At 43.9% G+C, this 25,851-nt stretch carries 28 protein-coding genes and 2 tRNA genes; 23 read left to right on the forward strand and 7 right to left on the reverse strand.

Annotated features, from left to right (window positions below; genetic code table 11):
* Positions 1 to 173 precede the first annotated feature (173 nt).
* Positions 174 to 566 carry an aldoketomutase gene (locus tag FEFB_RS01825; RefSeq protein ID WP_047974555.1) on the reverse strand — a complete coding sequence of 131 codons (393 nt, stop codon included), beginning with the start codon at positions 564 to 566 and terminating at the stop codon, positions 174 to 176.
* A gap of 491 nt (positions 567 to 1,057) precedes the next feature.
* On the opposite strand from FEFB_RS01825, the gene FEFB_RS09125 reads away from it, so the two are divergent.
* From FEFB_RS09125 to FEFB_RS01890, 14 genes are all read left to right on the forward strand, one after another.
* Complete coding sequence (locus tag FEFB_RS09125) at positions 1,058 to 2,305, forward strand: DNA/RNA non-specific endonuclease (RefSeq protein WP_304413442.1); 1,248 nt, start codon at positions 1,058 to 1,060, stop codon at positions 2,303 to 2,305.
* A gap of 195 nt (positions 2,306 to 2,500) precedes the next feature.
* Positions 2,501 to 2,680, forward strand: coding sequence for a hypothetical protein (locus FEFB_RS08205; protein WP_152666219.1), 180 nt, complete (start codon positions 2,501 to 2,503; stop codon positions 2,678 to 2,680).
* A complete protein-coding gene (locus FEFB_RS08570) occupies positions 2,641 to 2,892 on the forward strand; it encodes a hypothetical protein (protein WP_161795085.1) in 252 nt (83 codons plus the stop codon). Before FEFB_RS08205 ends, FEFB_RS08570 begins: the two co-directional genes overlap by 40 nt.
* 252 nt (positions 2,893 to 3,144) lie before the next feature.
* Positions 3,145 to 3,678 (forward strand): hypothetical protein, encoded by a 534-nt coding sequence (locus FEFB_RS01840; RefSeq protein WP_047974556.1) that lies wholly within the window; start codon positions 3,145 to 3,147, stop codon positions 3,676 to 3,678.
* A gap of 234 nt (positions 3,679 to 3,912) precedes the next feature.
* Positions 3,913 to 4,650, forward strand: a complete 738-nt coding sequence (locus tag FEFB_RS01845; protein ID WP_047974557.1) for an amino acid ABC transporter ATP-binding protein — start codon at positions 3,913 to 3,915, stop codon at positions 4,648 to 4,650.
* Positions 4,651 to 4,675: 25 nt separating this feature from the next.
* Positions 4,676 to 5,545 (forward strand): transporter substrate-binding domain-containing protein, encoded by an 870-nt coding sequence (locus FEFB_RS01850; RefSeq protein WP_047974558.1) that lies wholly within the window; start codon positions 4,676 to 4,678, stop codon positions 5,543 to 5,545.
* Positions 5,542 to 6,183, forward strand: a complete 642-nt coding sequence (locus tag FEFB_RS01855) for an amino acid ABC transporter permease (protein ID WP_047974559.1) — start codon at positions 5,542 to 5,544, stop codon at positions 6,181 to 6,183. The genes FEFB_RS01850 and FEFB_RS01855 overlap by 4 nt, the downstream gene beginning before the upstream one ends.
* Positions 6,184 to 6,195: 12 nt before the next feature.
* Positions 6,196 to 6,849 carry an amino acid ABC transporter permease gene (locus FEFB_RS01860; RefSeq protein ID WP_047974560.1) on the forward strand — a complete coding sequence of 218 codons (654 nt, stop codon included), beginning with the start codon at positions 6,196 to 6,198 and terminating at the stop codon, positions 6,847 to 6,849.
* A 241-nt stretch (positions 6,850 to 7,090) separates the two neighbouring features.
* Positions 7,091 to 7,828, forward strand: a complete 738-nt coding sequence (locus FEFB_RS01865; RefSeq protein ID WP_047974561.1) for an amino acid ABC transporter ATP-binding protein — start codon at positions 7,091 to 7,093, stop codon at positions 7,826 to 7,828.
* A 46-nt stretch (positions 7,829 to 7,874) separates the two neighbouring features.
* Entirely contained in the window at positions 7,875 to 8,744 is an 870-nt protein-coding gene (locus FEFB_RS01870) for a transporter substrate-binding domain-containing protein (RefSeq protein ID WP_047974562.1), read from the forward strand.
* Complete coding sequence (locus FEFB_RS01875; RefSeq protein ID WP_047974563.1) at positions 8,741 to 9,382, forward strand: amino acid ABC transporter permease; 642 nt, start codon at positions 8,741 to 8,743, stop codon at positions 9,380 to 9,382. Before FEFB_RS01870 ends, FEFB_RS01875 begins: the two co-directional genes overlap by 4 nt.
* Before the next feature lie 12 nt (positions 9,383 to 9,394).
* Positions 9,395 to 10,048 carry an amino acid ABC transporter permease gene (locus FEFB_RS01880; protein ID WP_047974564.1) on the forward strand — a complete coding sequence of 218 codons (654 nt, stop codon included), beginning with the start codon at positions 9,395 to 9,397 and terminating at the stop codon, positions 10,046 to 10,048.
* Positions 10,049 to 10,072: 24 nt separating this feature from the next.
* Positions 10,073 to 10,300 carry a hypothetical protein gene (locus tag FEFB_RS01885; protein WP_047974565.1) on the forward strand — a complete coding sequence of 76 codons (228 nt, stop codon included), beginning with the start codon at positions 10,073 to 10,075 and terminating at the stop codon, positions 10,298 to 10,300.
* A 586-nt stretch (positions 10,301 to 10,886) separates the two neighbouring features.
* Positions 10,887 to 13,004: a KUP/HAK/KT family potassium transporter gene (locus FEFB_RS01890; RefSeq protein WP_082131884.1), complete on the forward strand. Its 2,118-nt coding sequence runs from the start codon at positions 10,887 to 10,889 to the stop codon at positions 13,002 to 13,004.
* 37 nt (positions 13,005 to 13,041) lie between these two features.
* On the opposite strand, the gene FEFB_RS01895 is transcribed toward FEFB_RS01890, so the two are convergent.
* The 5 genes from FEFB_RS01895 to FEFB_RS01915 all read right to left on the reverse strand — a co-directional run bounded on the left by FEFB_RS01895 (position 13,042) and on the right by FEFB_RS01915 (position 18,695).
* On the reverse strand, positions 13,042 to 13,473 hold the full coding sequence (locus FEFB_RS01895; protein WP_047974566.1) for an arsenate reductase ArsC: 432 nt from the start codon (positions 13,471 to 13,473) through the stop codon (positions 13,042 to 13,044).
* Positions 13,474 to 13,561: 88 nt separating this feature from the next.
* Positions 13,562 to 14,482 carry a homocysteine S-methyltransferase gene (mmuM, locus tag FEFB_RS01900; protein ID WP_047974567.1) on the reverse strand — a complete coding sequence of 307 codons (921 nt, stop codon included), beginning with the start codon at positions 14,480 to 14,482 and terminating at the stop codon, positions 13,562 to 13,564.
* Positions 14,436 to 15,827 carry an amino acid permease gene (locus FEFB_RS01905; RefSeq protein WP_047974568.1) on the reverse strand — a complete coding sequence of 464 codons (1,392 nt, stop codon included), beginning with the start codon at positions 15,825 to 15,827 and terminating at the stop codon, positions 14,436 to 14,438. The genes mmuM and FEFB_RS01905 overlap by 47 nt, the downstream gene beginning before the upstream one ends.
* Positions 15,828 to 15,897: 70 nt before the next feature.
* Positions 15,898 to 17,538: a peptide ABC transporter substrate-binding protein gene (locus FEFB_RS01910; protein WP_047974569.1), complete on the reverse strand. Its 1,641-nt coding sequence runs from the start codon at positions 17,536 to 17,538 to the stop codon at positions 15,898 to 15,900.
* A gap of 14 nt (positions 17,539 to 17,552) precedes the next feature.
* On the reverse strand, positions 17,553 to 18,695 hold the full coding sequence (locus FEFB_RS01915) for a 5-methyltetrahydropteroyltriglutamate--homocysteine S-methyltransferase (protein WP_047974570.1): 1,143 nt from the start codon (positions 18,693 to 18,695) through the stop codon (positions 17,553 to 17,555).
* A gap of 506 nt (positions 18,696 to 19,201) precedes the next feature.
* On the opposite strand from FEFB_RS01915, the gene FEFB_RS01920 reads away from it, so the two are divergent.
* The 7 genes from FEFB_RS01920 to FEFB_RS01950 all read left to right on the forward strand — a co-directional run bounded on the left by FEFB_RS01920 (position 19,202) and on the right by FEFB_RS01950 (position 22,666).
* Positions 19,202 to 19,759, forward strand: a complete 558-nt coding sequence (locus FEFB_RS01920; RefSeq protein WP_047974571.1) for an NADPH-dependent FMN reductase — start codon at positions 19,202 to 19,204, stop codon at positions 19,757 to 19,759.
* Positions 19,752 to 20,084, forward strand: coding sequence for a CHY zinc finger protein (locus FEFB_RS01925; RefSeq protein ID WP_235271948.1), 333 nt, complete (start codon positions 19,752 to 19,754; stop codon positions 20,082 to 20,084). The genes FEFB_RS01920 and FEFB_RS01925 overlap by 8 nt, the downstream gene beginning before the upstream one ends.
* Positions 20,085 to 20,193: 109 nt before the next feature.
* Positions 20,194 to 20,901: an AzlC family ABC transporter permease gene (locus FEFB_RS01930; protein WP_047974572.1), complete on the forward strand. Its 708-nt coding sequence runs from the start codon at positions 20,194 to 20,196 to the stop codon at positions 20,899 to 20,901.
* On the forward strand, positions 20,888 to 21,217 hold the full coding sequence (locus FEFB_RS01935; RefSeq protein ID WP_152666221.1) for an AzlD domain-containing protein: 330 nt from the start codon (positions 20,888 to 20,890) through the stop codon (positions 21,215 to 21,217). The genes FEFB_RS01930 and FEFB_RS01935 overlap by 14 nt, the downstream gene beginning before the upstream one ends.
* Before the next feature lie 82 nt (positions 21,218 to 21,299).
* Positions 21,300 to 22,226, forward strand: a complete 927-nt coding sequence (locus tag FEFB_RS01940; RefSeq protein ID WP_047974573.1) for an L-lactate dehydrogenase — start codon at positions 21,300 to 21,302, stop codon at positions 22,224 to 22,226.
* A gap of 101 nt (positions 22,227 to 22,327) precedes the next feature.
* Positions 22,328 to 22,400: transfer RNA gene (locus tag FEFB_RS01945), tRNA-Asn, on the forward strand.
* 193 nt (positions 22,401 to 22,593) lie between these two features.
* Positions 22,594 to 22,666 (forward strand) — tRNA-Asn (locus FEFB_RS01950).
* Between the two features lie 77 nt (positions 22,667 to 22,743).
* Here the strand turns inward: FEFB_RS01950 and pnuC are convergent.
* A complete protein-coding gene (gene pnuC / locus FEFB_RS01955; protein ID WP_053068918.1) occupies positions 22,744 to 23,511 on the reverse strand; it encodes a nicotinamide riboside transporter PnuC in 768 nt (255 codons plus the stop codon).
* Positions 23,512 to 23,737: 226 nt separating this feature from the next.
* Here pnuC and FEFB_RS01960 point away from each other — a divergent pair, with 226 nt between their 5' ends.
* Both FEFB_RS01960 and FEFB_RS01965 read left to right on the forward strand, forming a co-directional pair.
* Entirely contained in the window at positions 23,738 to 25,006 is a 1,269-nt protein-coding gene (locus FEFB_RS01960; RefSeq protein WP_047974574.1) for a NupC/NupG family nucleoside CNT transporter, read from the forward strand.
* 283 nt (positions 25,007 to 25,289) lie between these two features.
* On the forward strand, positions 25,290 to 25,826 hold the full coding sequence (locus tag FEFB_RS01965) for a hypothetical protein (protein ID WP_047974575.1): 537 nt from the start codon (positions 25,290 to 25,292) through the stop codon (positions 25,824 to 25,826).
* Positions 25,827 to 25,851: the final 25 nt, after the last annotated feature.

Raw genomic sequence — 25,851 nt, forward strand, 5'->3', positions numbered from 1 at the left:
ACCACGGTCATAAGATGATAAAATTAAATGGCTCAAAGAATTTCTCCTTTTGGTTGGTCTAATCAACTACCATTGTAAAGAAATTCTTTGGGTTTTTATTTTAAATTTTCTCGTTCGAATTAATTATAGAATCTGCCATATTAAAAGGCTGAGTGGTCAACACTCAGCCTTTTTTAATCCGTAAATCTCAGTAAGTAGCCATTTGAATCTTGAATTAAAAATTCTTTTTGAACAATCAAAACGTCAGCACCTTCGTATCGGTTGACTGTTAGTTTACGAAATAGGGACACACCACTGCTCATAATTTCATGATAGAAATTATCAATTGCTGGGATTTCAAATGATAAATTGATACCACGCCCGAGAGGATAAACGAGCTCTGAGGTGTTCCAACCGCTATCGTGAATTTCTTCCAACATGACCTGGTTACCATCTTTACTTAAGAAAACGAAATGTCCACCTGGTCGTTCATACTCAACTTTAAATTTTAAAGTCTCGAGATAAAAGCGTTTTGATTGTTCAAGGTTAAAGACTGAAAACTCGGGGATGGTTTTATTAAATTTCATTGCTTTTTTCCTTTATTAATCAAGATGTTGTGGAGGATTTAGCCCTTTCTTGAATTATACTGTAAAAGTTGAAGGTGTGCTTTTGTTGATTATAGGGTTTTTGAACGAATGTTTAATCGACAGGAGGAGACAAAACCTAAAATTTCCTCATCCAATCAATTAATCAAATAATGCCGGGGTAAATGCTGGTTGATAAATTTGTCATGCGTTAGTCGATATAAAATTACTTTTTATTACAGCCTCTTTGAATATTTATGCACTGATACACATTAGAAAAAAATACTGTAAAATAGAAAAAGGTATAAATTAATATCTAAATGTCTAACGTTTGGATTGGGTGAAGGTAGAGGTACTAGAGAGAATTTTTTAGCAACGTCTTTAATTGCTAAGAAAATATAATCAATAAATTTAGTATTTTCTTCCATTAACTTGAACAACGTGCGCAAAAACACGCTAAGAGCGAGGGAGAAATCATGAATGGATTTTTTGTAATGCTATTTTTCGTATCCCTGATTTGGCTAATGGTCGAATGGGTGAAGGATAAGCGGGCGGGGTTGAAACTGCAAAAGCGAGGTAAGTGGTTACTAGTGGCAACGCTGGCCTTCTTTATGATTGCTGGAGTAACGACACCTGCCGATCAATCACAGGCGGATGACAAGCCAAAGGCGAAAAAATCAGCTATAAGAGCATCGCAGTCAAAAAAATCGGCTGCTACTTCAAGTAGTGCCACAGCTACTCAAAGTTCAAGTGCCAATGTTGACCAAAAACAGCAAACGGATAGTGGCCTCTTAACATTTACCGGCAAGCGGCAAATGGTCATGGGTGACTTGGATCGATTGGGTCGAGCAACTTATTCTCATATTCAATTGCAGGATAAGGATGAGCCAAAAGTTAAACGGCCAGCAAAATTAAAGTACAACCCGGTCGGGTGGCACAACTTTAAATTTTATTATGGTGATGGAACCAAGCAGGCTTGGGTAATGAACCGAGGTCATTTGGTTGGTTACCAATTTAGCGGTTTGAATGATGAACCCAAAAACTTAGTACCAGAAACGGCTTGGATGAATGCTGGTAATTATAAGGGAATGAACGATAGTAACCAGGATTCGATGCTTTTCTATGAAAATCGTCTTGACTCTTGGTTGGCTAACCACCCCAACTATTGGCTAGACTACCAAGTAACACCAATTTACCAGGGGGATGAACTGATCCCTCGACAAGTAAAATTGGATTATGTCGGCTTAGATAGCTCCGGTAAGGCACTTACGATTCAACTAGGATCAGGTAAAGAGTCCACTGATAGTAACGGAGTTACTCATGTTGTTCTTGATAATGTGACACCAAACGGGACAATTGATTATGCTAGTGGGCGGGCAACAAATACAGTGGCCAAAGCCGGTAGTGGCACTGGAGCCAAGGAAAATAAGACCAGTAGTAGTAAGTCAAGCGAAAACCAGGAAAAGAAGCAGGAACAAAGTACGGCTGCTGCAACGCAACCAGCCGCTCCAGCGGCATCATCATCACAGCCTGCTGCCTCGACTTCCCAACCAGCCCAGTCTTCTAATCAAGAAAATGGTGGCGGATCCGATAGAATCGTTTATGTTACTGGTGGTGGTAAGTCAGATGTTTACTGGTACAGTACCGATTCAATGCCGGCTCGCACTAATAAGGCAAACATCATTACAATGACTGAGGCACAGGCAAAGGCTCTGGGGAAACGTCTTTCGTTAAAGCAGTGATTGGAAACGAAGCAGAAGAACTTCCCCTATTCAACACTATGCCATCTTGCGTGGCTATCTGACTTTGCGTACAATAGCAATTAATAGGAAAAGAGAAGGAGAACAACACAAATGACTATGGGGGCTTCTTTCAAAAGCTTTTGGAAAAACTATTTTAATTTTACCGGTACTGCGACTAGGGCCGAATATTGGTGGATGGTTTTACTTGGCGGCATTTTGGCAATTCTTTGGGTAATTGCGACTGTGATTATGGCTGTTTTTGCCGGCCTGTCACCAGCTAATGAAAAAATGAATATTTGGCATTGGTTAACGACCTTGTCGGGTGGTCTAATCCTTTGGCTAGTTGTCTCAACATTGGTTTTTTGGCTATTTTAATTCCTTCGCTATCGTTGGAAGTCCGACGTATTCGAGATACAGGGTTGAATGCCGTCCTGGTTTGGATTGTTTTTGCCATCGATATGTTGTCTGATGCTTTTGGTTCCACCGGGGTGTTGAACGATATCGTGTCCTTATTGATTCTGTTGATCTTAGTCTTTCCAACCGATAAGTTAGCAAACGTTCGAATGATTGGTAAAAATCAGCGCTAAAGCTTGCCGACAATAACATCAATTGATACAACTTTGAGAAAGCAATTCCAATTCTGAATTGCTTTTTTAGTTTATAATTTATTGCTAGTAAGATAGAAACATTAACAAATTTAGACAAATGTCAGGTTTTCTGTTATGGTTGAAATATAAGTGCTTTGACATTTCCTGCCGTTGAATCAGCTAGGGTTGCCATCGGGTCGCCCAGGCTGATTTTTTTGGTGGAAAAATAATAAATGAAAGGAAAATTATTAGATGAAATCGTTATCCAAATTTTTACATAAGCTTTTGCACCACCCTAATACCCTTGCTTGGGTTTTTCCAATCGTGATGGTTGCCATCATGTCCACATATAATACTGTTATTCGTTTTGGTTTTTCTGAACAGAAGCTAGAACGCGTTTGGCTCATGTACCCCGTTATTGTGGTTTTTATTTATTGCCTGCGAACGTTTGTGACCCTGCCAATTACCATGCGGCTTCATAAGCATTATCCGAAATTTATTAAAAATCATTTGTCCGAAAGTTACACGGTCCCATTGACTGTGATGATGCTTAATGTTGCCATCATGATGCTCTGGCTGACCGAAATGTACCATCGTCTTTACCCACAATTCTTGCCAGGTTACTTGATGAATTGGGTCAAAACGTTCTTTGTTGCTGTACCGATTTTCTTCTTGATTGTTCGACCAATTATCTTAGCCATTTTTGATTACCTCAGAAATCGGTTCCCTGTCGAACCATTAATTGAAAAAATGGAAGATAGATTGGAAACGGGTCACCGGGCCTAACGACAAGGTTGAAAATCAGGTGAATTATTTTAGAGTAAAAGCAGAACGTTTGTCTTCTTTTGCTCTTTTTGTTTGTTTTTAGGCGGTCAATATAAGAAAAACCTTAAACTTTTTTCATTCTTTTGTTATGTTAGCTAACAAAGTTTGTCAGTTTATAGGACGTTGACCCGTAAGATGGAAATAAGCTTGGCCCACTTACGGTCGACTAGAATAAATGTTGCAAGGAGAAAAACGATGTCAATGATCGAATTCAAAAATGTACAAAAGTACTATGGTGACTTTCATGCCCTCCACGACATCAATTTAAAAATTGATGCTGGTGAGACTGTTGTCTTAATTGGCCCTTCTGGGTCAGGAAAGTCGACCTTGATTCGAACCGTCAACGGTTTAGAAGAAATCGAAGACGGGCAGTTGATTGTGGATGGTCAAGACCTCCACGACCCCAAAACCGACATTAATAAGATCCGTCGGGATGTCGGGATGGTCTTCCAACACTTTAATTTGTATAACAACAAAACAGCGTTGGAGAACATCATGTTGGCACCGCGTCTAGTTTTGGGCCGTGAAGAGGCCGAAAACAAGCGAATCGCAATGGAATTGCTTGAAAAAGTTGGTTTGGCTGATAAGGCCAACAACATGCCATCTGCCTTATCAGGTGGTCAAAAGCAACGAATCGCCATTGCCCGGTCTTTGGCAATGAAGCCAAAGGCACTCTTGTTCGATGAACCAACTTCTGCATTGGACCCCGAAATGATTGGAGATGTTTTGGATGTGATGCGTGATATTGCCAAGGATTCATCCATGACTTTGTTGGTTGTGACGCACGAAATGGGCTTTGCCAAGGCAGTGGCCGACCGGGTGATCTTTATGGCTGACGGTCGCATTTTGGAAGATAATTCGACAGCTAGTTTCTTTGAAAATCCTCGAGAACCGCGGGCGAAGAAGTTCTTAAGCCAGGTGGAACACCACTAAGAAGACGGGAAAGGGGAATTGCTTTATGGAAAAAGCAAAGAAGCGGCGCTTTGGCTTAATCGCGACTATTATTTTAGCCCTGGCCATTGTCCTTGGTCTATTTTGGGCGCAACAAACGGTTGCACATAATGCCAAGCACCAAGATACCCTCACTCGAGTAAAGAAGAGTGGGAAAATTGTTTGGGGAACCAAGGCTGATACGAAGCTGTTTGGTTTGATGGACACGAAGACTGGTCAATCTGAAGGATTCGATGTCGATATGGCCAAGGCTGTCACCAAGCAAATTGGTAAGCAAATCGGCGAAAAGTTGACACCATCCTTCGTGACGGTTTCAACTGCTTCTAAGATTCAATTACTGAAGAACACCAATATTGATGGGGTCTTCGGTGTGATGACGATTACCCCAGAACGGGCAAAGATTGTTGATTTCAGTCAACCATATTTCCCAGCGGGTCAGTCACTGTTAGTTAAGAAGGATTCAGGTATTAAGTCTGTCAATGATTTGAACGACCCAAGCAAGACTGTTTTGGTCGTTGTCGGAACAACCGCAGCTCAAAACATTAAAAAGTTTGCACCGAAGGCCAAGACGATTGCCTTACAAGACTATGCTTCTGCCATGCAGGCATTGAAGGCTGGTCAAGGACAAGCAATCTCAACCGATAACGCGATTTTGTATGGTTTGGCCACGGAAAACCCAGACTACCAGGTTGTTGGTGGTACGTTGACCAACGGTCCTTACGGGGCAGCCTTTGACCATGATCAAAAGCCAATGGTTGATCAAGTCAATCAGGCAATTAACACCATGAAGAAGAACGGTGTCTACAACCAGTTGATTAAGAAGTGGTTCGGTCAGGTGCCAGGTTTGGATTGGCATGATTTGGAGGTGCACGAATGAGTTTGTTTGAACAAAATTTCTCGGTTTTCCTCCAAGGATTTGGTCACACCCTGTTGGCTAGTATCTTTGCCTTGGTGGGATCACTGATTTTAGGAACAATTTTTGCGATTATGCAGGTCACGAATTCAAGAACGGCCCGCTCGATTGGTAATATTTATGTCCAGGTTTTCCGAAATATTCCTTTGTTGATTATTACACTCTTCTTCTATCTCGCGGTAGCGAAAGTGATTAAGATGACTGGGTTTACGGCTGGAACAATTGCCTTGACGCTGTATACGTCAGCCTTTATTGCTGAATCTGTCCGAGCTGGTATTCTTTCCATAGAAGCTGGCCAGATGGAAGGGGCACGAGCAAACGGATTGACGTTTGGTCAGGCAATGCGGGTGATTATCTTACCTCAGGCCTTCAAGGTGGCGATTCCGTCATTAGGAAATCAGTTTATTAACTTAGTTAAGAACTCATCAATTTTGGCCTTTGTCGGTGGATTGGACTTGATGTACCAAGGAAACATCGTGGCAGCGAACTCCTTTGATACCTTTACGACTTACATTATCATTGGACTCTTCTATCTGGTAATCACCTTGCCACTCAGTTACTACATCCAACACCTTGAACATAAATTGAAGAAGAACGCATAAGGAGGCCGCAGAATGTCAGGATTTTTTAGTGCCTTTACAGAGGCAAACCTCGGCTACCTGATGGGCGGTCTAGGGATTACCGTTGGGGTCTCAATCATCTCGGTTGTTTTGAGTCTGATTTTTGGTTCCATTATTGGAATTGTTTTCTTTGAAAAGATTCCTTACTTCTCAAGTTTCGTTGGAACAATCAACAACATCGTCCGTAACTTGCCGTTGTTGTTAATTATTTTCTTTACCTACTTTGCTTTGCCACAATTAGGCCTGCACTTGCCAATTTTTTGGGCAACGGTCGTGGCCATGACGGTTTTCCAGTCGGCAATGTTGGCTGAAATTGTCCGTGGTGGTTTGGAAGCTGTTGATGTGGGCCAGTTTGAAGGGGCCCGTGCCAATGGTTTGACGAACATGCAGACGATGTGGCATATTGTGTTGCCACAAGCCTATAAGAAGATGATTCCGCCAATTATCTCGCAACTGATTTCCTTAGTGAAGGATACGAGTTTGGCATCCGGAATTGTTCTTGCGGAATTGACTTACCGTGGCCAAATTATCTACGCACAAAACACGAATTTCATCGTGCCCGTCTTGGTCGTGATGACCTTGGTTTACTTCCTGTTAAACTACGGCTTGTCATTGATTGCCAAGTGGTTTGATCACAAGTTGGCATAATTGTTTGCCTATTATATATGAAGAAAACGATTCACTTTTGAGTGGATCGTTTTTTCTTTTGGACAAATTAGTTGTCTTTAGTTCGGCAACTTAGCAATTAACTAGTAGAACTAGGTCGATTTCAAGTCTTTTAGTCAAAATACCTAACGTAGAGGGGCTATAAATGGTAAAATGTACGTATTAATCTTAACGCCTTTTCCTGCAGTTAGGAAGAGGCGACTTTTTTGTGAGGAGAAAAGCGATGTCAATGATTGAATTCAAAGATGTACAAAAGTACTACGGGGATTTTCATGCCTTACACGATGTGAACTTGAAAATTGACGCGGGTGAAACGGTGGTCCTCATTGGCCCTTCCGGTTCCGGAAAGTCAACCTTGATTCGCACAATCAATGGTTTGGAAGAAATCGAAGAGGGACAATTGTTGGTTGATGGGTTTGACCTGCATGACCCCAAGACGGATATTAATAAGATTCGTAAGAACGTTGGGATGGTTTTCCAGCACTTTAACCTCTACAACAACAAGACAGTTTTGGAAAATATTATGCTGGCACCACGCTTGGTTTTGCACCGCGATGAAGCCGAGAACAAGCGGATTGCCATGGAATTGTTAGAGCAGGTTGGTTTAGCAGATAAGGCGAATAGCATGCCGGCAGCGTTATCAGGAGGCCAGAAGCAACGAGTGGCAATCGCTCGTTCATTGGCAATGAAGCCAAAGGCTTTGCTGTTTGATGAGCCAACTTCCGCCTTGGATCCTGAAATGATTGGGGATGTGCTGGATGTCATGCGTGATATTGCGCGCGATTCCGATATGACCTTGCTGGTGGTGACTCATGAAATGAGTTTCGCCAAGGCGGTCGCTGATCGGGTGATTTTTATGGCCGATGGCCGAATCTTAGAAGATAGTTCAACGGAAGCTTTCTTTGAGAACCCAACAGAACCACGGGCCAAGAAGTTCTTGAGCCAGGTAGAACATCACTAAAATGGAAGGAAGGGTCTAGCTAAATTAACTTAGTTAGACAAAGCGTATGGAAAAGATTAGAAAACGCCGTTTTGGAATCATTGCTTCGCTGGTTTTGGCTGCCCTGATTTTGCTGGGGGCTTTTTGGGCCAGCGTGACGATTGACAAAAACAAAACGCACCAAGATACCCTGGCCCGGGTTGAAAGGAAGGGGCAAATTACCTGGGGTGTTAAAGCCGATACGAAACTTTTTGGCCTGATGGATACTAAAACTGCCCAACCGGCCGGTTTTGAAATTGATTTGGCAAAGGCGATGACCGCCCAGATTGCTAAACAAACCAATACGAAACTTTCAGCAGCCTTTGTGCCAGTATCTTCCGCTTCGCGGATTCAGTTGCTGAAAAATACGAACATCGATGGGCTGATTTCCACGATGACGATTACGCCAGAAAGAGCGAAAATCGTTGACTTTACCAACGTTTACTTTAACGCCGGTCAGTCATTATTGGTTAAAAAGGACTCTGGCATTCAATCCGTCAAGGATATGAACGATCCGAAGTACACGGTGTTGGTCGTTGTCGGAACGACCGCCGCCCAAGAAACGAAGAAGTATGCGCCCAAGGCTAAGATTATTGCCTTGCAGGACTACGCTTCTGCGATGCAGGCTTTGAAATCAGGACAGGGACAGGCACTGTCAACGGATAATGCCATCCTTTATGGTTTGGCGACCGAAAATCCAGACTACCACCTTGTTGGTGGGGTCTTCACCAAGGCACCTTACGGAATGGCCTTTGACCATAACCAAAAGCCAATGACAAAGCAGGCCAACCGCGCTTTGAAGACTTTGCAGGAAAATGGCACGTACAACCGTTTGGTTGAAAAGTGGTTCCATAACGTTCCTGGCTTGGATTGGCATGATTTGGAGGTAAACAAATGAGCCTTTTAAATCAATATTTTTCAGTGTTTGTCCAAGGATTTGGGCACACGCTTTTAGCAAGTATTATTGCCCTAATTGGTTCACTAGTTTTGGGAACCCTGTTTGCCATTATGCAGGTCTCATCTTCGAAGACCGGTCGCATCATTGGCAATATCTATGTTCAGGTTTTCCGGAATATTCCACTCTTGATTATCACGCTTTTCCTGTATTTGGCAGTAGCGAAGGTGATTAAGATGACTGGTTTTGTTGCCGGAACGGTCGGTTTGACCCTGTACACGTCCGCCTTTATCGCTGAATCGGTTCGTGCCGGCATTCTTTCGATTGAAGCTGGCCAAATGGAGGGGGCCCGTGCAAACGGGTTGACCTTTAACCAGGCTATGCGGGTGATTATTTTACCCCAGGCCTTTAAGGTGGCGATTCCTTCATTGGGAAATCAGTTTATCAACCTGGTCAAGAATTCCTCCATTTTAGCCTTTGTTGGTGGTTTGGACTTAATGTACCAGGGTAACTTAGTGGCGGCTTCATCCTTTGATACCTTTACGACGTACATCATTATTGGTGTCTTCTATTTGGTGATTACGATGCCACTGAGTTACTACGTTCAACACTTGGAAACCAAGTTGAAGAAGAAAGCCTAAGGAGGAAAGGTCATGTCTGAATTTTTTAACGCTTTTACCTCAGCGAACATGGGCTACCTGCTTGGCGGCTTAGGCATTACCGTTGGCGTTTCAGCCATTTCGGTTGTCTTGAGTCTGCTGTTTGGTTCCATTGTGGGGATTATTCAATTTGAAAAGATTCCATTCTTTTCATCATTTGTTGGCACGTTGAACAACATTGTCCGTAACTTGCCACTGTTGCTGATTATCTTCTTTACTTACTTTGCCTTGCCACAATTAGGCATCCACTTGCCAATCTTTTGGGCGACTGTGGCAGCGATGACTTTCTTTGAGTCGGCCATGTTGGCTGAAATTGTTCGTGGTGGACTGGAAGCGGTTGACCGCGGTCAATTTGAAGGCGCACGGGCAAACGGCTTGTCCAACATGCAGACAATGTGGCACATTGTGCTGCCGCAGGCCTATAAGAAGATGATTCCGCCAATTATTTCACAGCTGATTTCTTTGGTGAAGGACACGAGTTTGGCATCCGGAATTGTGCTGGCTGAAATGACGTACCGGGGTCAAATCGTCTACGCGCAGAATACGAATTACATTATTCCTGTTCTTGTGGTCTTGACGGTGGTATACTTCTTGCTAAACTATGGTTTGTCATTAATCGCTAAGTGGTTTGACAAAAAATTAGCTTAAAACACGACAAGAGGACAGTTGTTTATGTTCGATCCAAAGAAAAAATCAAAAATTATTGCTGCTGTGGCCTCAGCTTTTTTTGCTGTGTTGATGACCTTTGCTGTGGTTAATCATATGAAGTCACCAGCCGCCTTTGCATCGGATGTGAGTTTGGCTGTTCAAAAAAGCATCGCTCGGGACCAGCGTGGTCTAAACAATATGGTCGATGAAGTATGGGCGCAAGCTGCTCGTGATAACTTCGATAATGACTAAGAGCGATTACTGTTAGCATCAAAAAAGACATCACCTGATCCATGTGTTACTATCTGAGTTAAAAGATAGTGCTTCCCATGATGACGGTGATGTCTTTTATTTTTGGGTGAGCTGACAGTGGTTGTTCTAGTAGCTATTGGCTTTTTGATGTTGACAGGTAGGCTAGGTTTGTCGCAGTTCAGTACCGATGCAAGTAAGATGATGCTCAAGCTGGCCTGATAGGATTGATATTTTCGAAATGAATTTAATATAACCGCTTACCTGTCAGGACCGCATTTGCGCCATTAAATGCTGATACTTTGCTTCTAAATTAGTGCTTGTTGAAATAAAAGTAAAATAGTGGTAAAAATGAACTAATGAAAAGCATTATTTTTCCTTGTATATTCTTTCCAAGCGAGTTAAACTCTCCTTTGATTGGTAGAAAAAAAGTTGCGCGACAAGAGTGCTTCTGATGTTGGAAAAACGATTTGAAAACCAAGAAAATAGATTGAAAAAATACTTTTATCTAAATTAGATTAGTTCTTTGAGGCACTCAAAAGTCATGAAGAAAGTGACCGTCAATGACTAATTTTATAGGAGAGAAGAAATGACGGATTCAGCAAAGAAGCGGTTAAAGTACGGTGGCTTCCTGATCGCCTTAGGCATTGTCTATGGTGACATTGGAACGTCCCCACTATATACCATGAATGCTATTATTGCCGGCAATGCACATACCGACAATATGAAGAACTTGGTAATTGGGTCAATTTCCCTTGTTTTTTGGACTTTGATGTTAATTACGACGATTAAGTATGTCTTAATTGCCCTGCAGGCGGATAACCACGGTGAAGGTGGTATCTTCTCCCTGTATAGTAAGGTCCGTAATCGCAACATGAAGTGGCTCATCATCCCGGCCATGGTCGGTGGGGCAGCTCTGCTGGCCGATGGGGCTTTGACCCCGGCTGTGACGGTCACGTCTGCTGTGGAAGGGCTAGAGGGGCAAAAGTTTGGTTCCCTGATGTTCCCAACGGGAATTGACTTCGTTGTGCCGGTGGTGCTGACGATTTTGTTGGTCGTCTTTACTCTGCAAAGAAAGGGGACAACCAAGATTGGCCGAATGTTTGGTCCAATGATGCTCATTTGGTTTACCTTTATTGGTTTCTTTGGCCTGTTACAAGTCATTCAATATCCAGAGATTTTAAAGGCCCTTTCCCCTGTTTACGCCATACAAACGCTATTTAGTCCGGATAACCGCCTAGGTATTTTTATTTTAGGAAATATCTTCTTGGCCACAACCGGTGCCGAAGCACTGTATTCGGATATGGGCCACGTTGGTAAGCGCAATATTTATTTGAGTTGGCCATTTGTGTATGTCACATTGGTTTTGAACTATATGGGGCAAGGTGCATGGGTGATTATGCACAATGCGAGTGGTTCAAACTTGAACCTCTTCTTTGATATCTTGCCAAACCAGTGGCGACTGGTCGGCGTTATCTTGAGTACAATCGCAGCCGTCATTGCTTCACAGGCTTTGATTACAGGTGCCTTTACTCTGGTATCAGAAGCCATCTCGCTGAAGATTATGCCCCGGTTGCGGATTACTTATCCAAACGATTTCCGCGGTCAAATGTATATCTCAATTGTCAACTGGATGCTCTTTGTTGCCGGTGTAGTTGTGGTTGTGCTTTTCCAGACTTCTCATAACATGGAATCAGCCTATGGTCTGGCCATTACAGTTACGATGTTGATGACAACGACGTTGCTGTTCGAGTTTATCCGCTTTAAGACCCGTACAAGCCTGGCAATTTTGTTTGCCGTTCCATTCGGATTGCTGGAAACGCTCTTCTTGATTGCCAGTCTTGGTAAGTTCATTCACGGTGGATACTTCACGGTGATCTTGATGTTGCTGATTTTGTCGGTGATGGTTTTCTGGTTCTATGGAAACAAGCGCCGCGAAGCACTGTCTTATAACAACGATTATTTGTCCTTGAAAGACTACCGCCGTCAGTTGATGCAGTTGTCTAACGACTCAGAAGAGCCATTGATGGCGAAGAACCTGGTTTATATTGTTAACGTTCATGACGATTATCAAATTAAGAAATCAGTCATCTACTCGCTCTTGGGGGCTCGGCCAAAGCGGGCCAAGGTTTACTGGTTCGTCACGATTCGTGAATCCATTAACCCATACGAAAAGAGCTATTCGGTTGATTTGATGGGTAGCCAAAATATGGTTCGAGTCGTTTTGAATCTTGGTTTCAAGGTTGACCCACAAGTTGAATACTACATTCACCAAATTGCCAAGGTTTTGGTTAAGCAGGGTGTACTGGAACCACAAAAGATTCGCTACGGACTGGATAAGAACCGGAGTATTGGTGACTTTAAGTACGTGATTACCAATAACTACTATACGGATTTGAAGGCTATCTCCAAGATTTCATCATGGGACCGGTTCTTAATCGGTGGCCGCATTTGGTTGCAATCCCACTCTGTCCACCTCCGTTACTTCTATCGCTTGCGTTTGAGTGATACGGTTGAGGAAGTTGTGCCGCTCTTTATTGAACATAAAACCGTTTCGAAGCTACGGCAATTGGAAGTTAAAAATCAGATGCCAAAGATGGATCGGTGGAACCGCCGCATCGATGATCCGGTGAACCCAATCGATAAGAAGCGTCGTCAAGATGGGGATGAACACCCTCACCGCCACGATGATCACCATCACGAATAAAATAATTTTAGCTAGTAAAAACGCCTAGGGGGCTTCTTCAGAAGTTGTCCTTAGGCGTTTTTTGTATATCAGTGATGAATGTCTGCATTAATTGCTTGATTTCTGAAGCGGTTTCTTTGAAAAAAGCAGTAATTTCTTCATCGGAACCGGTTACCCTAGCAGGGTCTGCTAATGGGAAGTGCACTTTTTGGACGGAATCCGGAGTAATTGGACAATTGTCGCGCGCATCACCGCAAAGTGTTACGACGTAGTCGGCTGAGTTTAAAAAATCATCATCAATGGCATCTGATGTTAGACGACTGGTATCAAAGCCCTCCTGATTTAAGCCCTCGATGGTCTTGGGGTGGACTCCATGGGGATTTGTCCCGGCGCTTTTGATTAGCCAATCGGCCGGTGCATAGTAGCGGGCGTAAGCCTCGGCAAACTGGCTACGTGATGAGTTACCAGTGCATAAAAAATAAAGTTGCATAGCATTTCTCCAAAAATTATCGTATTTAGATTATACAAAATTTGGGTCAAAAAAGCCCGCTCAACTGAACGGGCTTTCTCAAAGGTAATCATCTTTCAAAGAGGGCAGTGCGAACTTTCTTTAACTCTGCGGGAATCATCTCGCAGCAACCACTAATCCACGAAGCGCCGTGACGACGCCAGCTTGGTGCTTTTTCCGAAAAGATTTTTTCGTTTGGCTCGCCCCAGGTCTTCGTGACGGGGTCATAGTCGGCACCAGCATTGGGAGCGACAGCAATCGCTTTATCGGTTGTGGCAGTTGCCATTACATAGTCCAACGCATCTTCAGTGAATTCGGGCTTAAAGCAGTTAAAGCCATAAGCGATAACGTTTTCTTGTGCTTCCAATACAGCCTGCACTTCCCGTAAATCAGTACCATCACTGATGTGCTGACTGTCCTTTAACGAACAGGTAAAGAGGACGTCAACATCTGGGGACTGATTTAACAGTTGGCAGAGCACCTTGATTTCAGCAAAGCTAGGAACTGTCTGGATGGCAATCAAATCACTACCAGCCTCAACCAGCCACTTAAGCCGATCTTCATGGAAGGCCTTTAAATCGTCATCCGTAGTATCACCATAATCACCGGTATATTCGGCGCCATTGGTGAGATAGGCACCGTAGGGGCCGATATTGCCGGCCACCCACTTATCTTGCTGGCCAGTGCTATCAAAGCTGGCTTTTTCTGCCAAGGCAACGGACTGCTTGATTAGTTTTTCAGCCTCGTCTCGTCCCAGACCCTGCTTGGCAAAACCAGCGGTTGATGCTTGGTAAGAATCAGTTGTGGTGATGTTGGATCCAGCATTAAAAAAGTCGAGGTGAACTTGGTAGACCTTATCGGGGTCCGTAATCAGCGCTTTTGCTGTCCAGAGGAGGTTATTCGTATCGAAGCCCTGGTTACTCAGTCCAAGTCCCATTGAACTATCAAATAAAATCGTCTTCTGTTGTTTGGCCCAATCGTGAAAATTCATGGTGATATTGTCCTTTACTTTTAGTTTGAAAAATTTGGTAGTAACCGTACAAAAAGAGTGAAAAGGGAACGCCGATAATCAGGGCAATCCGTTGGTTGGGATCAAAGCCGATGCCAATAATGGAAGCCAGGCAGGCGACAATGACGACAATTGGCGTTAACGGATAAAGGGGTGCCCTATATTTCAGGTCCTTGATATCGTGCTCTTTTTGGTAGTGTTTACGGAAGTTCAACTGCGACCAGGCAATCACAATCCAAACAGCAACAACGGCAAAGGCTGAAAGAGCGTTGAGGGCTAAATAGAGCGTTTGTGCTGCGTAAATACTGGAGAGGAGGGACAAGGCACCGCCGGCCATTGTTAGGATTAAGCCGTAAACCGGAAGACCATGACGACTTAACTTACCGAACTTAGGGGAAATTTCACCTTTATCGGCTAGTGACCAAATCATCCGTGAGGCGGCAAAGACACCAGCGTTTGAAGCGGAGAACAGCGTAATAATTAAAATCGCGTTCATGATATCAGCAGCGCCAGGAATACCGGCTTGGCCCAAGATGGCCACAAAGGGACTCGTTGCCAGGGCGTTATCGGAAGGTGCTAAGAGGGCACCCATGATTAAGATGGCATCAATAAAGAGCGTAATCAGCAAAACGAGGGTTCTGCGACTGGCCCTTGGAATGGCTTTTTCCGGGTTCTTAGTTTCGCCGGCAGCAACACCAATCATTTCGGCCCCAGAATAGGCAAAATTAGCGGTCAAAACGGTAGCTAAAATGGGTCCGATACCGTGTGGAAACCAGCCGTTCTTAGTTAATTCGCCAAAATTAGCGGCAGTTTGAATATGGTGACCAGGAATTATTCTTGTGACCATTAAAAAGCCAATAACGATAAAAAAGAGAAGGGCAAACGTTTTGACCCAAGAAGTGATGGATTCACTCTTGGAGAAACAAGAAAGGTTGCCGATGTTCAAAATAAACATGATGAGGCCAAAAAAGAGGCACCAGAGCCATGTTAGTTCTTGTGGAAACCAGTGTTGCATTAAGACACCCATCGTTAACAGGTTAGATCCTAATGCAATGGTCCAGGTGAGCCAGTATAACCAGGCGACAACGAAGCCGACACCGGGGTTGATATACTGGTTGGCGTAATCGTGGAAGGCGCCCGTGGTTGGCTGATGAACAGACAATTCACCGAGACACTGCATGACCAGGCAAACGAGGACGGCCCCAATCAAGTAGGCAATCACTGTTCCGATGGCACCGGCACTTTTAATGAAATAACCGGGACTCATAAAAATCCCGGTCCCAATTACGCCACCCAGTGACAGTGCAATCAGCTGGTTGGTGTTCATCGATTGGTTTTGTTCTGCTGTTTTAATAATGTTGCTCCTAAAATGAATTGGTTAAATGATTTGCCAAGTGTTAATCGCGGTAGGCGTGAGTCAAGTCCAGCTGCAGACCGGTTGGGTTCAAGACAACACCCTTCACATTTGGTCGATTCAGGATAATACGCTTCCATGAATACAATGGGTTCAAGTTTGCTTGGTCCTTCAAAGCGGCTTCAGCCTTCTTGAAATCAGCGTCTCGGGCTGCCGGCTTATTGGCATCCTGATTTTCCGCTTGATTAACAGCGGCTGTAAAGTCATCATTCTTGAATTGGCCACTATTGGTACCAGTTGTTGGCGTTTTGAACATGTTGTAGTAGCTGACGCCATCTTGGTGATCACCGGTCCAGTTGGTTAAGGTGATATCGAAGTTGCCGTTCTGGGCATCTTGCATTCGCTGCTTGATTGGGACAACCTTTTCCGTGACAGAGATGTTGGAGCCAAAGGTTGATTCCCAAGCCTGCTTGAGGTAATCAACGGTACTCTTGGAAACGACTGCATCGGCATCGGTTTCAATCGTCACGTTCATCTTGCCCTTATTAACTTCTTGAAGACCTTCCTTAAAGAGCTTCTTGGCTTGCGTTAGATCGTATTTGTAGCCAGGGTTAACGTAGCTGGCCAGGTCTTGGCCGTTCGTGGCCTTCACCAAGTTCTTTGGCACCAGACCTGTTGCGGCGTAACGAGTACCACCACTGGCCTGATCAGCCAGTGCTTGGCGATTGGTTGCCAGGTTCAACGCCTGACGAATCTTTTGGTTTGCTAAGAATGGATTCTTGGCCTGGTTGTATTCGAGGTAGGAAGAAACAGCCAGTGGTGTCGTTGTTGCCGCCTTATTATTCTTATTGGCTTCGTAAATTTCTGGTGTACCGTAGATTTTTGCGCGATCAACTTTCCCTTGCTGATAAAGTTTGATGGCACTTTCTGGATTTTTGATAACCTGCCAGTTAACCTGCTTGGTTTTGACGTTTTTTTCATCCCAGTAATCGGGGTTCTTGACCATCTTGAAGGACTCGTTGGTTCCATTCCAACCCTCCAACTTATACGGACCAGAGTAAATCTGATTTTTCGCAGTGGTACCGTAATGAGAACCCTGATCCTTGACGTAGGATTCCTTCTGTGGCATTAACTGGGCGAAACTCAGCAGGTACTTGAATTGCTGCATTGGCTTTTCAAGCTTAAAGGTCAACGTATCGCCCTGGGCCGTCACGCCCAATGATGATACTGGCTTTTTGCCCGCCATGATATCGTCGGCATTTTTCACACCCGAAGTCAGGGAGGCGTATTGGGAACCGGTTTTTGGATCGGCTAATCGTTGCCAGGAGTAGACGAAGTCTTTGGCTGTTAGTTCAGAGCCGTCTGACCATTTCAATCCAGATCGTAACTGGACGGTGTAAGTGAGACCGTCGCTCGAAACGCTGTAGGATTTGGCCAAATCAGGAACTGGTTCGCCCTTGGCATTCAGCCGCAGCAAGTTCGATTCGGTGTTACCCAAGATGGTGGTGGAGTACTGGTCCGAACTCTTTGAGATATCAAGCGTTTGAATATCGCTATCTAAAGAGTAATTCAGAACAGAATCTTCCTTAGAGGCATTCGTCTTAAAATGATTAAAGGCTGCCAGTCCTCCACCGACAACCACTACTAGGGCGGCTGCTACCGGCCATTTTTGCCATTGTTTCATGAATTAGTGTCCGCCTATCCCCAAATTTTTTCGGCCGTGTCGACAACTAATTTAATCTTGGCCCATTGTTCATCTTCTGTTAGGTGGTTGCCTTCTTCAGTCGAAGCGAAACCGCATTGTGTACTCAAAGCCAAGTTTTCCAAAGGAACGTATTGACTAGCTTCCTTGACCCGATCAATCAAAACTTGAGGGTCTTCTAGATCAGGCTTCTTTGAAGTCACCAAGCCCAAAACAACTTCTTTGCCGGCAGGAACCTTTGCCAGTGGTGCGAAGTCGCCAGAACGGTCGTCATCGAATTCCAAGTAGAAGGATTCGACGTTTTCCTGAGCAAACAAGGTATCGGCAACGGCATCATAGCCACCAGTTGCGGCCCAAGTAGAAGCATAGTTTCCACGGCAAACGTGTGTGCTAACACGGAGGTCTTCTGGCAAGTTTTCTAATGACAGGTTATTGATCTTCAGGTATTCTGCTTGCAGTTCATCAACGCCCTTTTGGTCAATGTTTTGTTCTGCCCAAAAATCAGTATCGGAGAGCATACCCCAAGTACAGTCATCTAACTTGATGTCACGACAACCAGCTTCATAGAGGGCTAGGTAAAGGTCGTGATAGGCAGTGGTCAAATCAATGATAAGGTCTTCGTGATTTGGGTAAAATTCCTTCAAAACAGCAATGTTTTCCTCACCGCGAACCAACTCAGCATAGGCCTGAGCTGGAGAGGGGATGCTTTGACGGGGGATAACGTCCAAATCCTTGGTGATTTCCTTCAAGTATAAGAACGCCTGCAAATCAGGATGGTCCTTTGTGAAGCGGATTTTGCCGTCAATTTGGGCTGATTCGGCTCGCGTTTCAATATCGTGGAAAAGGTAGCCGTGGGCGACATTTGTCTTTTTAATACCTTCAAAACCCCAGAAGGTGTCCAAGTGCCACCAGTGACGACGGAATTCACCATCTGAAACGTAGTGGAGGCCGGCCTTGACTTCCTTGTCGACGAGGTCTTTGATTTCTTCATCTTGAATTTTAGTCAAATCAGCTTTGGCGATTTTGCCGTCGGCAAAGTCTTGTTGGGCTTGCTTCAAGCGGGCTGGTCGTAAGAATGAACCCACGATATCAAAATGAACGGGGGCCTTGGTCAATGTTGCTACTGCTGTTTCTGTCATGTCTCTTCTCCTTTTTCTAGACATTAAAAAGCGCCTCTAGGTTTAGATTTTTAAATCTGAACCTAGAGGCGCATGTAAACGCTGTACCACTCTACTTCACTGGTCTTATGACCAGCCTTAGTCGATACACCAATGGGGGCTATATCGCAACATGATAACGGTTGTTAACCGTAGCCAGCTTATCGCAGAGGACTCGCCGCACTATGAACCGCTCCTGGACCATTTTCATCCGTAGCCAATCCACCGTGTCTCATCAAATCACGGTTTTCTGTAGAATCGTTTGCGGATTACTCATCCAATCACTGCAGTTGTTATCTTGGTTATGAGTATAGCATTAAAAAAATATGAGTCAACGGTGAATTTAAAATTTATTTTTTATGTAGGTTCAAAAGTTTATAATAAGCACCAAGACAAAAAGCCACGAGAGCTCTTTTGTAATGGACTTTGTTGATCTCGTAAATGGGACTTTTTATTTTTAAGGAGGCTCTCAAATTACTGGAGAAAAAATGAAAAAAATTGCTGTGATTGTTGGAAGTAATCGAACAAAGAGTGTTAGTCGGCGCTTAGCTTATTGGTTGGCTCCTGTGTTGAGTAACCAAGAGATGAAAGCTGAAGTAGTCGACCTAGCGAGCGTTGCTTTGCCATTTTTGGATGAACCCGAGCTACCGTCTGAGAGCCATTATCAAAATCAGTCCACGATTGATTGGTCGAAGCAAATTAAAAGTTATGATGGGGTGGTATTCGTGGCACCCCAGTATAATTGGGGTTATCCTGCTGTTTTGAAGAATGCGATTGATACCCTCTATGCCGAGTGGCGGGGGCTACCGGTTGCGACCGTTTTCTTTGGTGGCCACGGTGGCTTTCAGGGTGATTTGGCCTTTTCACTGGTTTTGCAGGGCGTGAAGGTTAACCGCTTGCCCGTTAATCTTCGATTGAACCTGGCAGTTGGCCAGGTAACGGAGGAAATGCCGGCGACCGAACTTGCTGAACTGCTGTCGCCATACCAGGATCAGGTGACTTTGTTGCGGTCAGCCTTTCAAAATGAGTTGCATAACCATGAATAAACGCTTTTTTGGTGCCAAACAAGTGGCAATGGTTGGCATTGACATTGGTGCTACTGGGACCTGTGCCCATTACCATTCGGATGTTGATATTGTGGGTCTTCGTTGCGCTCAATGTGAAGAATATTTTGCCTGCTACCAGTGCCATGATGCATTAGAAGACCACCACTTTGTGCCGATGGCCAAAAATTCAGCTGAGCCAGCAGTTCTCTGCGGGCATTGCGGTCAAGAATTAACTTATCAAGAATATAAGATGGGTGCCTGCCTGAACTGTTTAGCATCCTTTAACCCACGTTGCGAAATCCACGAAGACCGGTATTTCTGCTGAGTGGTTTTTTATTTTGTCTGCTTTTTGGCAATCTGGACAGTCATGGTGGCTTCCCCTATAATAACTTTCTAAGGGAAAAGATTAAAAAAAGATGAAAAGAGGAAGTGGGATGGATGATACCTTAACCTCTCGGGCTGGCTGGCGAGATGCCTTACCGACTGTTTTGGGTTACATTGGGATTAGTATGGCTTTTGGGATTGTGGCCAAAGCCGCGGGTCTGAGTACTTGGTTGATTGTATTGATTTCAGCGATTGATTATGGTGGTTCGGCTCAGTTTGTCTTGGTCACGATGGTTGGCTCTCACAGTTCAATAGTGGCCATTGCCTTTGCAGTTTTTCTGGTTAATGCGCGGATGATTCTGATGAGCATGACGCTAGCTCCCTATTTTAACCGGTATTCGCTCTGGCGGAATATTTGGCTGGGAACTTTTGTGACGGATGAAAGCTTTGCATTGGGGATGAGTAAGGTGAATGTTATTCAAAACCGGCTTAGCTTTCCTTGGTTTAACACGGTCAACTTGGTCTCGTATGTGAGTTGGTTGTTAGGCACTTTCTTGGGTGCGGTTTTGGGCGGACTAGTAACGGATCCGAGCAAATTCGGCCTGGACTTTGCCATTACGGCCATGTTTATTGGCCTCTTAATAGCGCAAATCAGTTCGGATAAGACGATTAAGTTGGCCTTACAAGCAGCTGTGGTTGTCTTTGTGTTGGTGCTGATTTACCTCTTTTTGATTTTTGTACCAAAGAATTTTGTTGTTTTACTGGTGACAATCTGCGGCTGCTTATTTGGGATGGTGATGAAACGTGTCTTTGACTAACTATATGCTATTAACAATCATTGCCTGTGGCCTCGTGACCTGGGTATCGCGGATATCTCCCTTTATCATGCTGAAAAAATTTGATTTACCGGAAGGAGTTATCGAATTTTTAAGCTTTGTGCCAATCACCATCATGGCTGGTCTGTGGTTTGAAAGTTTATTTGTGCAGCATATAGGACACCTTCCTAGCATCAATTGGCCCAATTTATGGGCTTCTTTACCAACGGTGGCGACGGCTATGGTAACGAAAAATCTCTTGTTGACGGTAGTGGTTGGGGTTCTTTCGTTTGCAGTCTTAAACTTAATTGGATCTTAAATTAAATTTTTCTCATAAAACCCTTGACGGCCGTGTTTTGAATGATTATCATTGGCACAACAACAGAAAAGGGGAAATGTCGATGCGAAAAATTGGAATTATTGGAATGGGCCATGTTGGTTCAACGGTGGCACATGGTTTGATTGCTGAAGGCGTAGCGGATGAATACGTCTTCATTGATAAAAACGAGAAAAAAGTCCAAGCAGAAGCTTTGGATTTTGAAGATGCCAAAACGAATTTGAACAATAGTTTTTCTGTGACTGTTAATGACTACCAAGCATTGGGGGATGCAGATGTCATTATTTCAGCCATCGGTAAGATTGAATTGCAATACGATAACGTCGAACATGACCGCTTTATTGAATTGCCACACAACGTTGAGCAGGTGAAAGAAGTTTCAGCTAAGTTGAAGGCTACTGATTTTTCAGGGGTCTTGGTGGTTATTACTAATCCTTGTGATGCGATTGCTGCTGTTTACCAGGCAGAAACTGGTTATCCGAAGGAAAAAGTGCTTGGAACGGGAACACTTTTGGATACCGCGCGGATGCACCGGGCAGTCGGTTCGGCCTTCAATGTTGATCCACGTTCGGTTGCGGGTTATAACCTGGGTGAACACGGAAACTCACAGTTTACGGCTTGGTCAACGGTTTCTTTGCAGGGACAACCAATTACCAAATTAGCGGCTGAAAAAGGGGTTGACTTGGCTGCGATTGAAAAGGACTCTGTGGTCGGTGGCTATACCGTCTTTGATGGTAAAGGCTACACTTCTTATGGAATTGCGACGGCTGCCATTCGTTTGGCCAAGACAGTCGTTCAGGATGCGAAGACGGAAATGCCCGTTTCTCATAAGCGTCCTGAATTTGCCTCTTATCTTTCTTATCCTGCTATTGTCGGTCGTGAGGGGGTTGTTGCCTACTCACAATTGGATTTGACGGAAGAAGAGTTGGCTAATTTACAGAAATCAGCAGACTCGATTCAAACTCAATTTGAAAAGGTTGTTGCGCATTAGAACGGCGTTTACACCGATAATGGTTCTAAAAATTAAATAATTTTAATAAAAGGCTTGACTAATTATTAGACGTTATGTATTATAAACGTATGGTAATTAATTGCTCCGTAGTTCAGTTGGTAGAACGCCGCACTGTTAATGCGAGGGTCGCTGGTTCGAGTCCAGCTGGGGCAGTCCTAGCCAAATCAGTGTTGGTTGTCATTTGACAACCAACACTTTTTTATTTTATAAATTAGAATATAAAAGATTGGCAAGAATCTTTTTTCAGAATCGTTCTCAAAAATAGATGAATGATAAATTAAAAATTTCTCATAAAATACTTGACTAATTGTTGGACGTTATGTATTATGAACGTATGGTAATTAATTGCTCCGTAGTTCAGTTGGTAGAACGCCGCACTGTTAATGCGAGGGTCGCTGGTTCGAGTCCAGCTGGGGCAGTAGTGGGTAAAGTAAAAAGACGGTGGTTGCATAAAAGCAACCGCCGTCTTTTTACGTGCGTGATGTTGAAAACCGATTTATAAGGAAGGTTTGCCGGGCTTGGCCTTCTTGTACCAATACCAAGTTCCGTAGAGGGCGTTAATTAAGATAATAACCTGCAAGACAAACATGGAACTGGCATAGGCATCATGAATCAAAAAGATATTACGGTACCAGACAATAACCTGGATCACGTCAGAAGCTAACCAGGCAATCCATTGAGAACGGAAACCATAGGTCATCAGAATCTGGCCAACAATGTTTAATGGAAGAACAGCTGAATCAAGATAAATTTGCAGACCGTTAAAATGCTTTGAAAAAGTAATGACAGTGATATAGGAAACAAGTGTGATTAAAGTTGTGATGAGGGCGGTGTGCAACGTTAATTTACGGGAAGGAAGCTCTTCCTCAACGCTACCACGATAGCGGGCCCAGGCCGCAATACCAATGAACTGCATAATAAAGGCGAATCCCTGGGAGGTGAAGTCACCATAAGTTCTTGAAAAAAGGGCGACAACCATCCATGTTGCTGTCCCAATTAACCCCCAGAAGTAATTGCTTTGTTTCCCCTGGTCGACTAGGGCGAGGTTAATCAACGAACTAACGCCAGTTGAGACGGCCAACCAGGCCATCCCATTAAAGCTGCCACCGATTAAAAAGGTGGCGATTTGGGCAACAATCATCAATAATAAGAGCGCCTTGGTCATCTTACTGAGGCTGACCAAATCTTGTATGATCCGTTTAGGGGCCATTGTCTCCTTAAAAATCAGCCAAAAGCTCGTCTTGTTCTGTACATTTTCCATCATTGTTTTCTCCTTGTTGTTTTTTAGGTGCCGTGACGGAAGCAACGCACCGGTTTGTAACCGCCCTAGTATACGCCTGAAAAAAGCGAACGTATCAACTGATTTTGTGAAAATGTTCGATTTAAATGAAAATTAAATCGCTTTAGGACGGGGCGGAGACGCCCTTTGCGTGCTATAATTAATATGTTTGAAGAAACCGTGATTTTTAAATTTAAGGGAGTATCACATCATGTATTTGTTCATCAACATCATCGGTCTTTTGGTGTTTATCGCCTTGGCCGTCTTGTTTTCAAAAAACCGTTCAGCCATTAATTGGAAGTCGGTTTCAATCATGGTTGTCACCAACTTGGTCTTAGCTTGGCTTTTGACAGGCTTCCCATTGGGTCGGACCATCGTCAAAGGAGCCGCTTCTGGCTTTGACAGCTTGATTTCTGCTGCCAGCGCTGGAATCGACTTTGCTTTGAAGCCAACTGGGATGGCTTTGCCATCAAACTTCGTTGTTTCAGCGTTGTTGCCAATCCTCTTGGTTGTACCATTGTTCGACATTTTGACTTATATCGGGGTCTTGCCATTTATTATTAAGTGGGTTGGTCGTGGTTTGTCAAAGCTTTCCGGTCAACCTAAGTTCGAATCATTTTTCTCAGTTGAAATGATGTTTTTAGGAAACACGGAAGCACTCGCGGTTTCTGGTATCCAATTGAACCAGATGAAGGCTTCACGTAACTTGACGTTGGCGATGATGTCAATGTCTTGTGTGACGGCTTCAATCCTTGGTTCTTATATGCAAATGATGCCCGCACAGTATATCTTGACTGCTGTGCCAATCAATGTCTTAAACGCTTTGATTGTGACGTCAATTTTGAACCCTGTTGAAGTGACAGAAGCAGAAGATACGATTGCAACGATTGGAGCAAATGCTCCTGCAGCTGAAAACGCTGAATCTGGTTCACAAGAATTAGCACAAGAAGAAATCGAAAAGGCTGAAAAGCCAGCACGTGAACCATTCTTCTCATTCTTGGGCGATTCAATTTTGGGCGCTGGTAAGTTGATCTTGATTATCGCTGCCAACGTGATTGCCTTCGTTGCCTTGGCCGCTCTTGTTGACAAGATTTTGGCTTGGGTTAACCCTTGGTTGTCATTGGAACACATCTTGGGAATCGTCATGTTCCCATTTGCTTGGTTAATGGGCTTCGGCAACCAAACAGCCTTTGATTTGGCACAGTTCATGGGAACAAAGTTGGTTACCAATGAATTCGTTGTCATGGGTAAGGTAACCGGTGAAATTGCCCACTATGCACCGCATTACAAGGCAGTTTTGACAGTCTTCTTGACGTCATTTGCTAACTTGTCAACAATCGGTATGATTATCGGAGCCTTCAAGGGCTTGGTTAACAAGGAAAAGAACGAAGTAATTGCTAAGAACGTTGTTTACTTGTTGTTGTCTGGAATTTTGGTTTCATTATTCTCAGCAGCAATGGTTGGACTCTTTGTTTGGTAAAATTTTGTTTCAAAAGCACCCGGAAGGGTGCTTTTTCTTTTGCTGAAAATTGGCTCTTTTCACAAAAGCCTGCTAAAATGAAAAAGTGAAGCTAGTTTAGCTAGCCAGAAATTTTCAGACAAACAGTAGCTATTTGTTTGATGATTAGTAGCAATGTCAAGTACAGGATAGCCAAGGACGGCCGAATCATTTCAGCTGTTATATTTCGATTTAATCCCAAAGTGTTTAGATAAAAAGAGCGGATTTTACGGAAAATGGTTACTGGCAAAGGAAGGTTCTATTTATGTTATCTCGTTCTCAACGGCGGAAGACGGATAGCCGTAAGCGTCGATTTTATAAGCAATGGTGGTTTTGGTTAATTCTCGTTTTGATTGTCGGTGGGGTGGCCTTTTACATGATTGGGTCAGCTTCATCTAAGAAATCAAGTGATACACCAACACCGGATATTTCGTACTCATCGTCTAAGAAGCATACTTACGACTTTGGTGATTCGTCATCATCTGATTCTGACGATACAGACGATACAACAACGTCTTCAAGCTCAACTAATAACACGGCGGCATCTAATTCAGCTGCATTAGCAGCTGCACAATCTTCTGCAGCAGCTGCAGCATCCTCAAAAGCAGCACAAGATGCTGCGAACGCGAAGGCTGCCGCAGATTCATCATCACGGGCAGCGATGTCGCAATCAATTCTGGATAAACAACAATCGTCATCACAGAGTAGTCAAAGTACGCAGACGAATCAAAACACACAAACCAATCAAAATACAAATACCAACACTAACACTAACCAAAATACGACACAAACAAATCACTAAAATTTTGAACCTGGGCGCTCGCCCA

The sequence above is a fragment of the Fructobacillus sp. EFB-N1 genome (assembly GCF_001038455.1).
Lineage (GTDB): Bacteria > Bacillota > Bacilli > Lactobacillales > Lactobacillaceae > Fructobacillus > Fructobacillus cardui.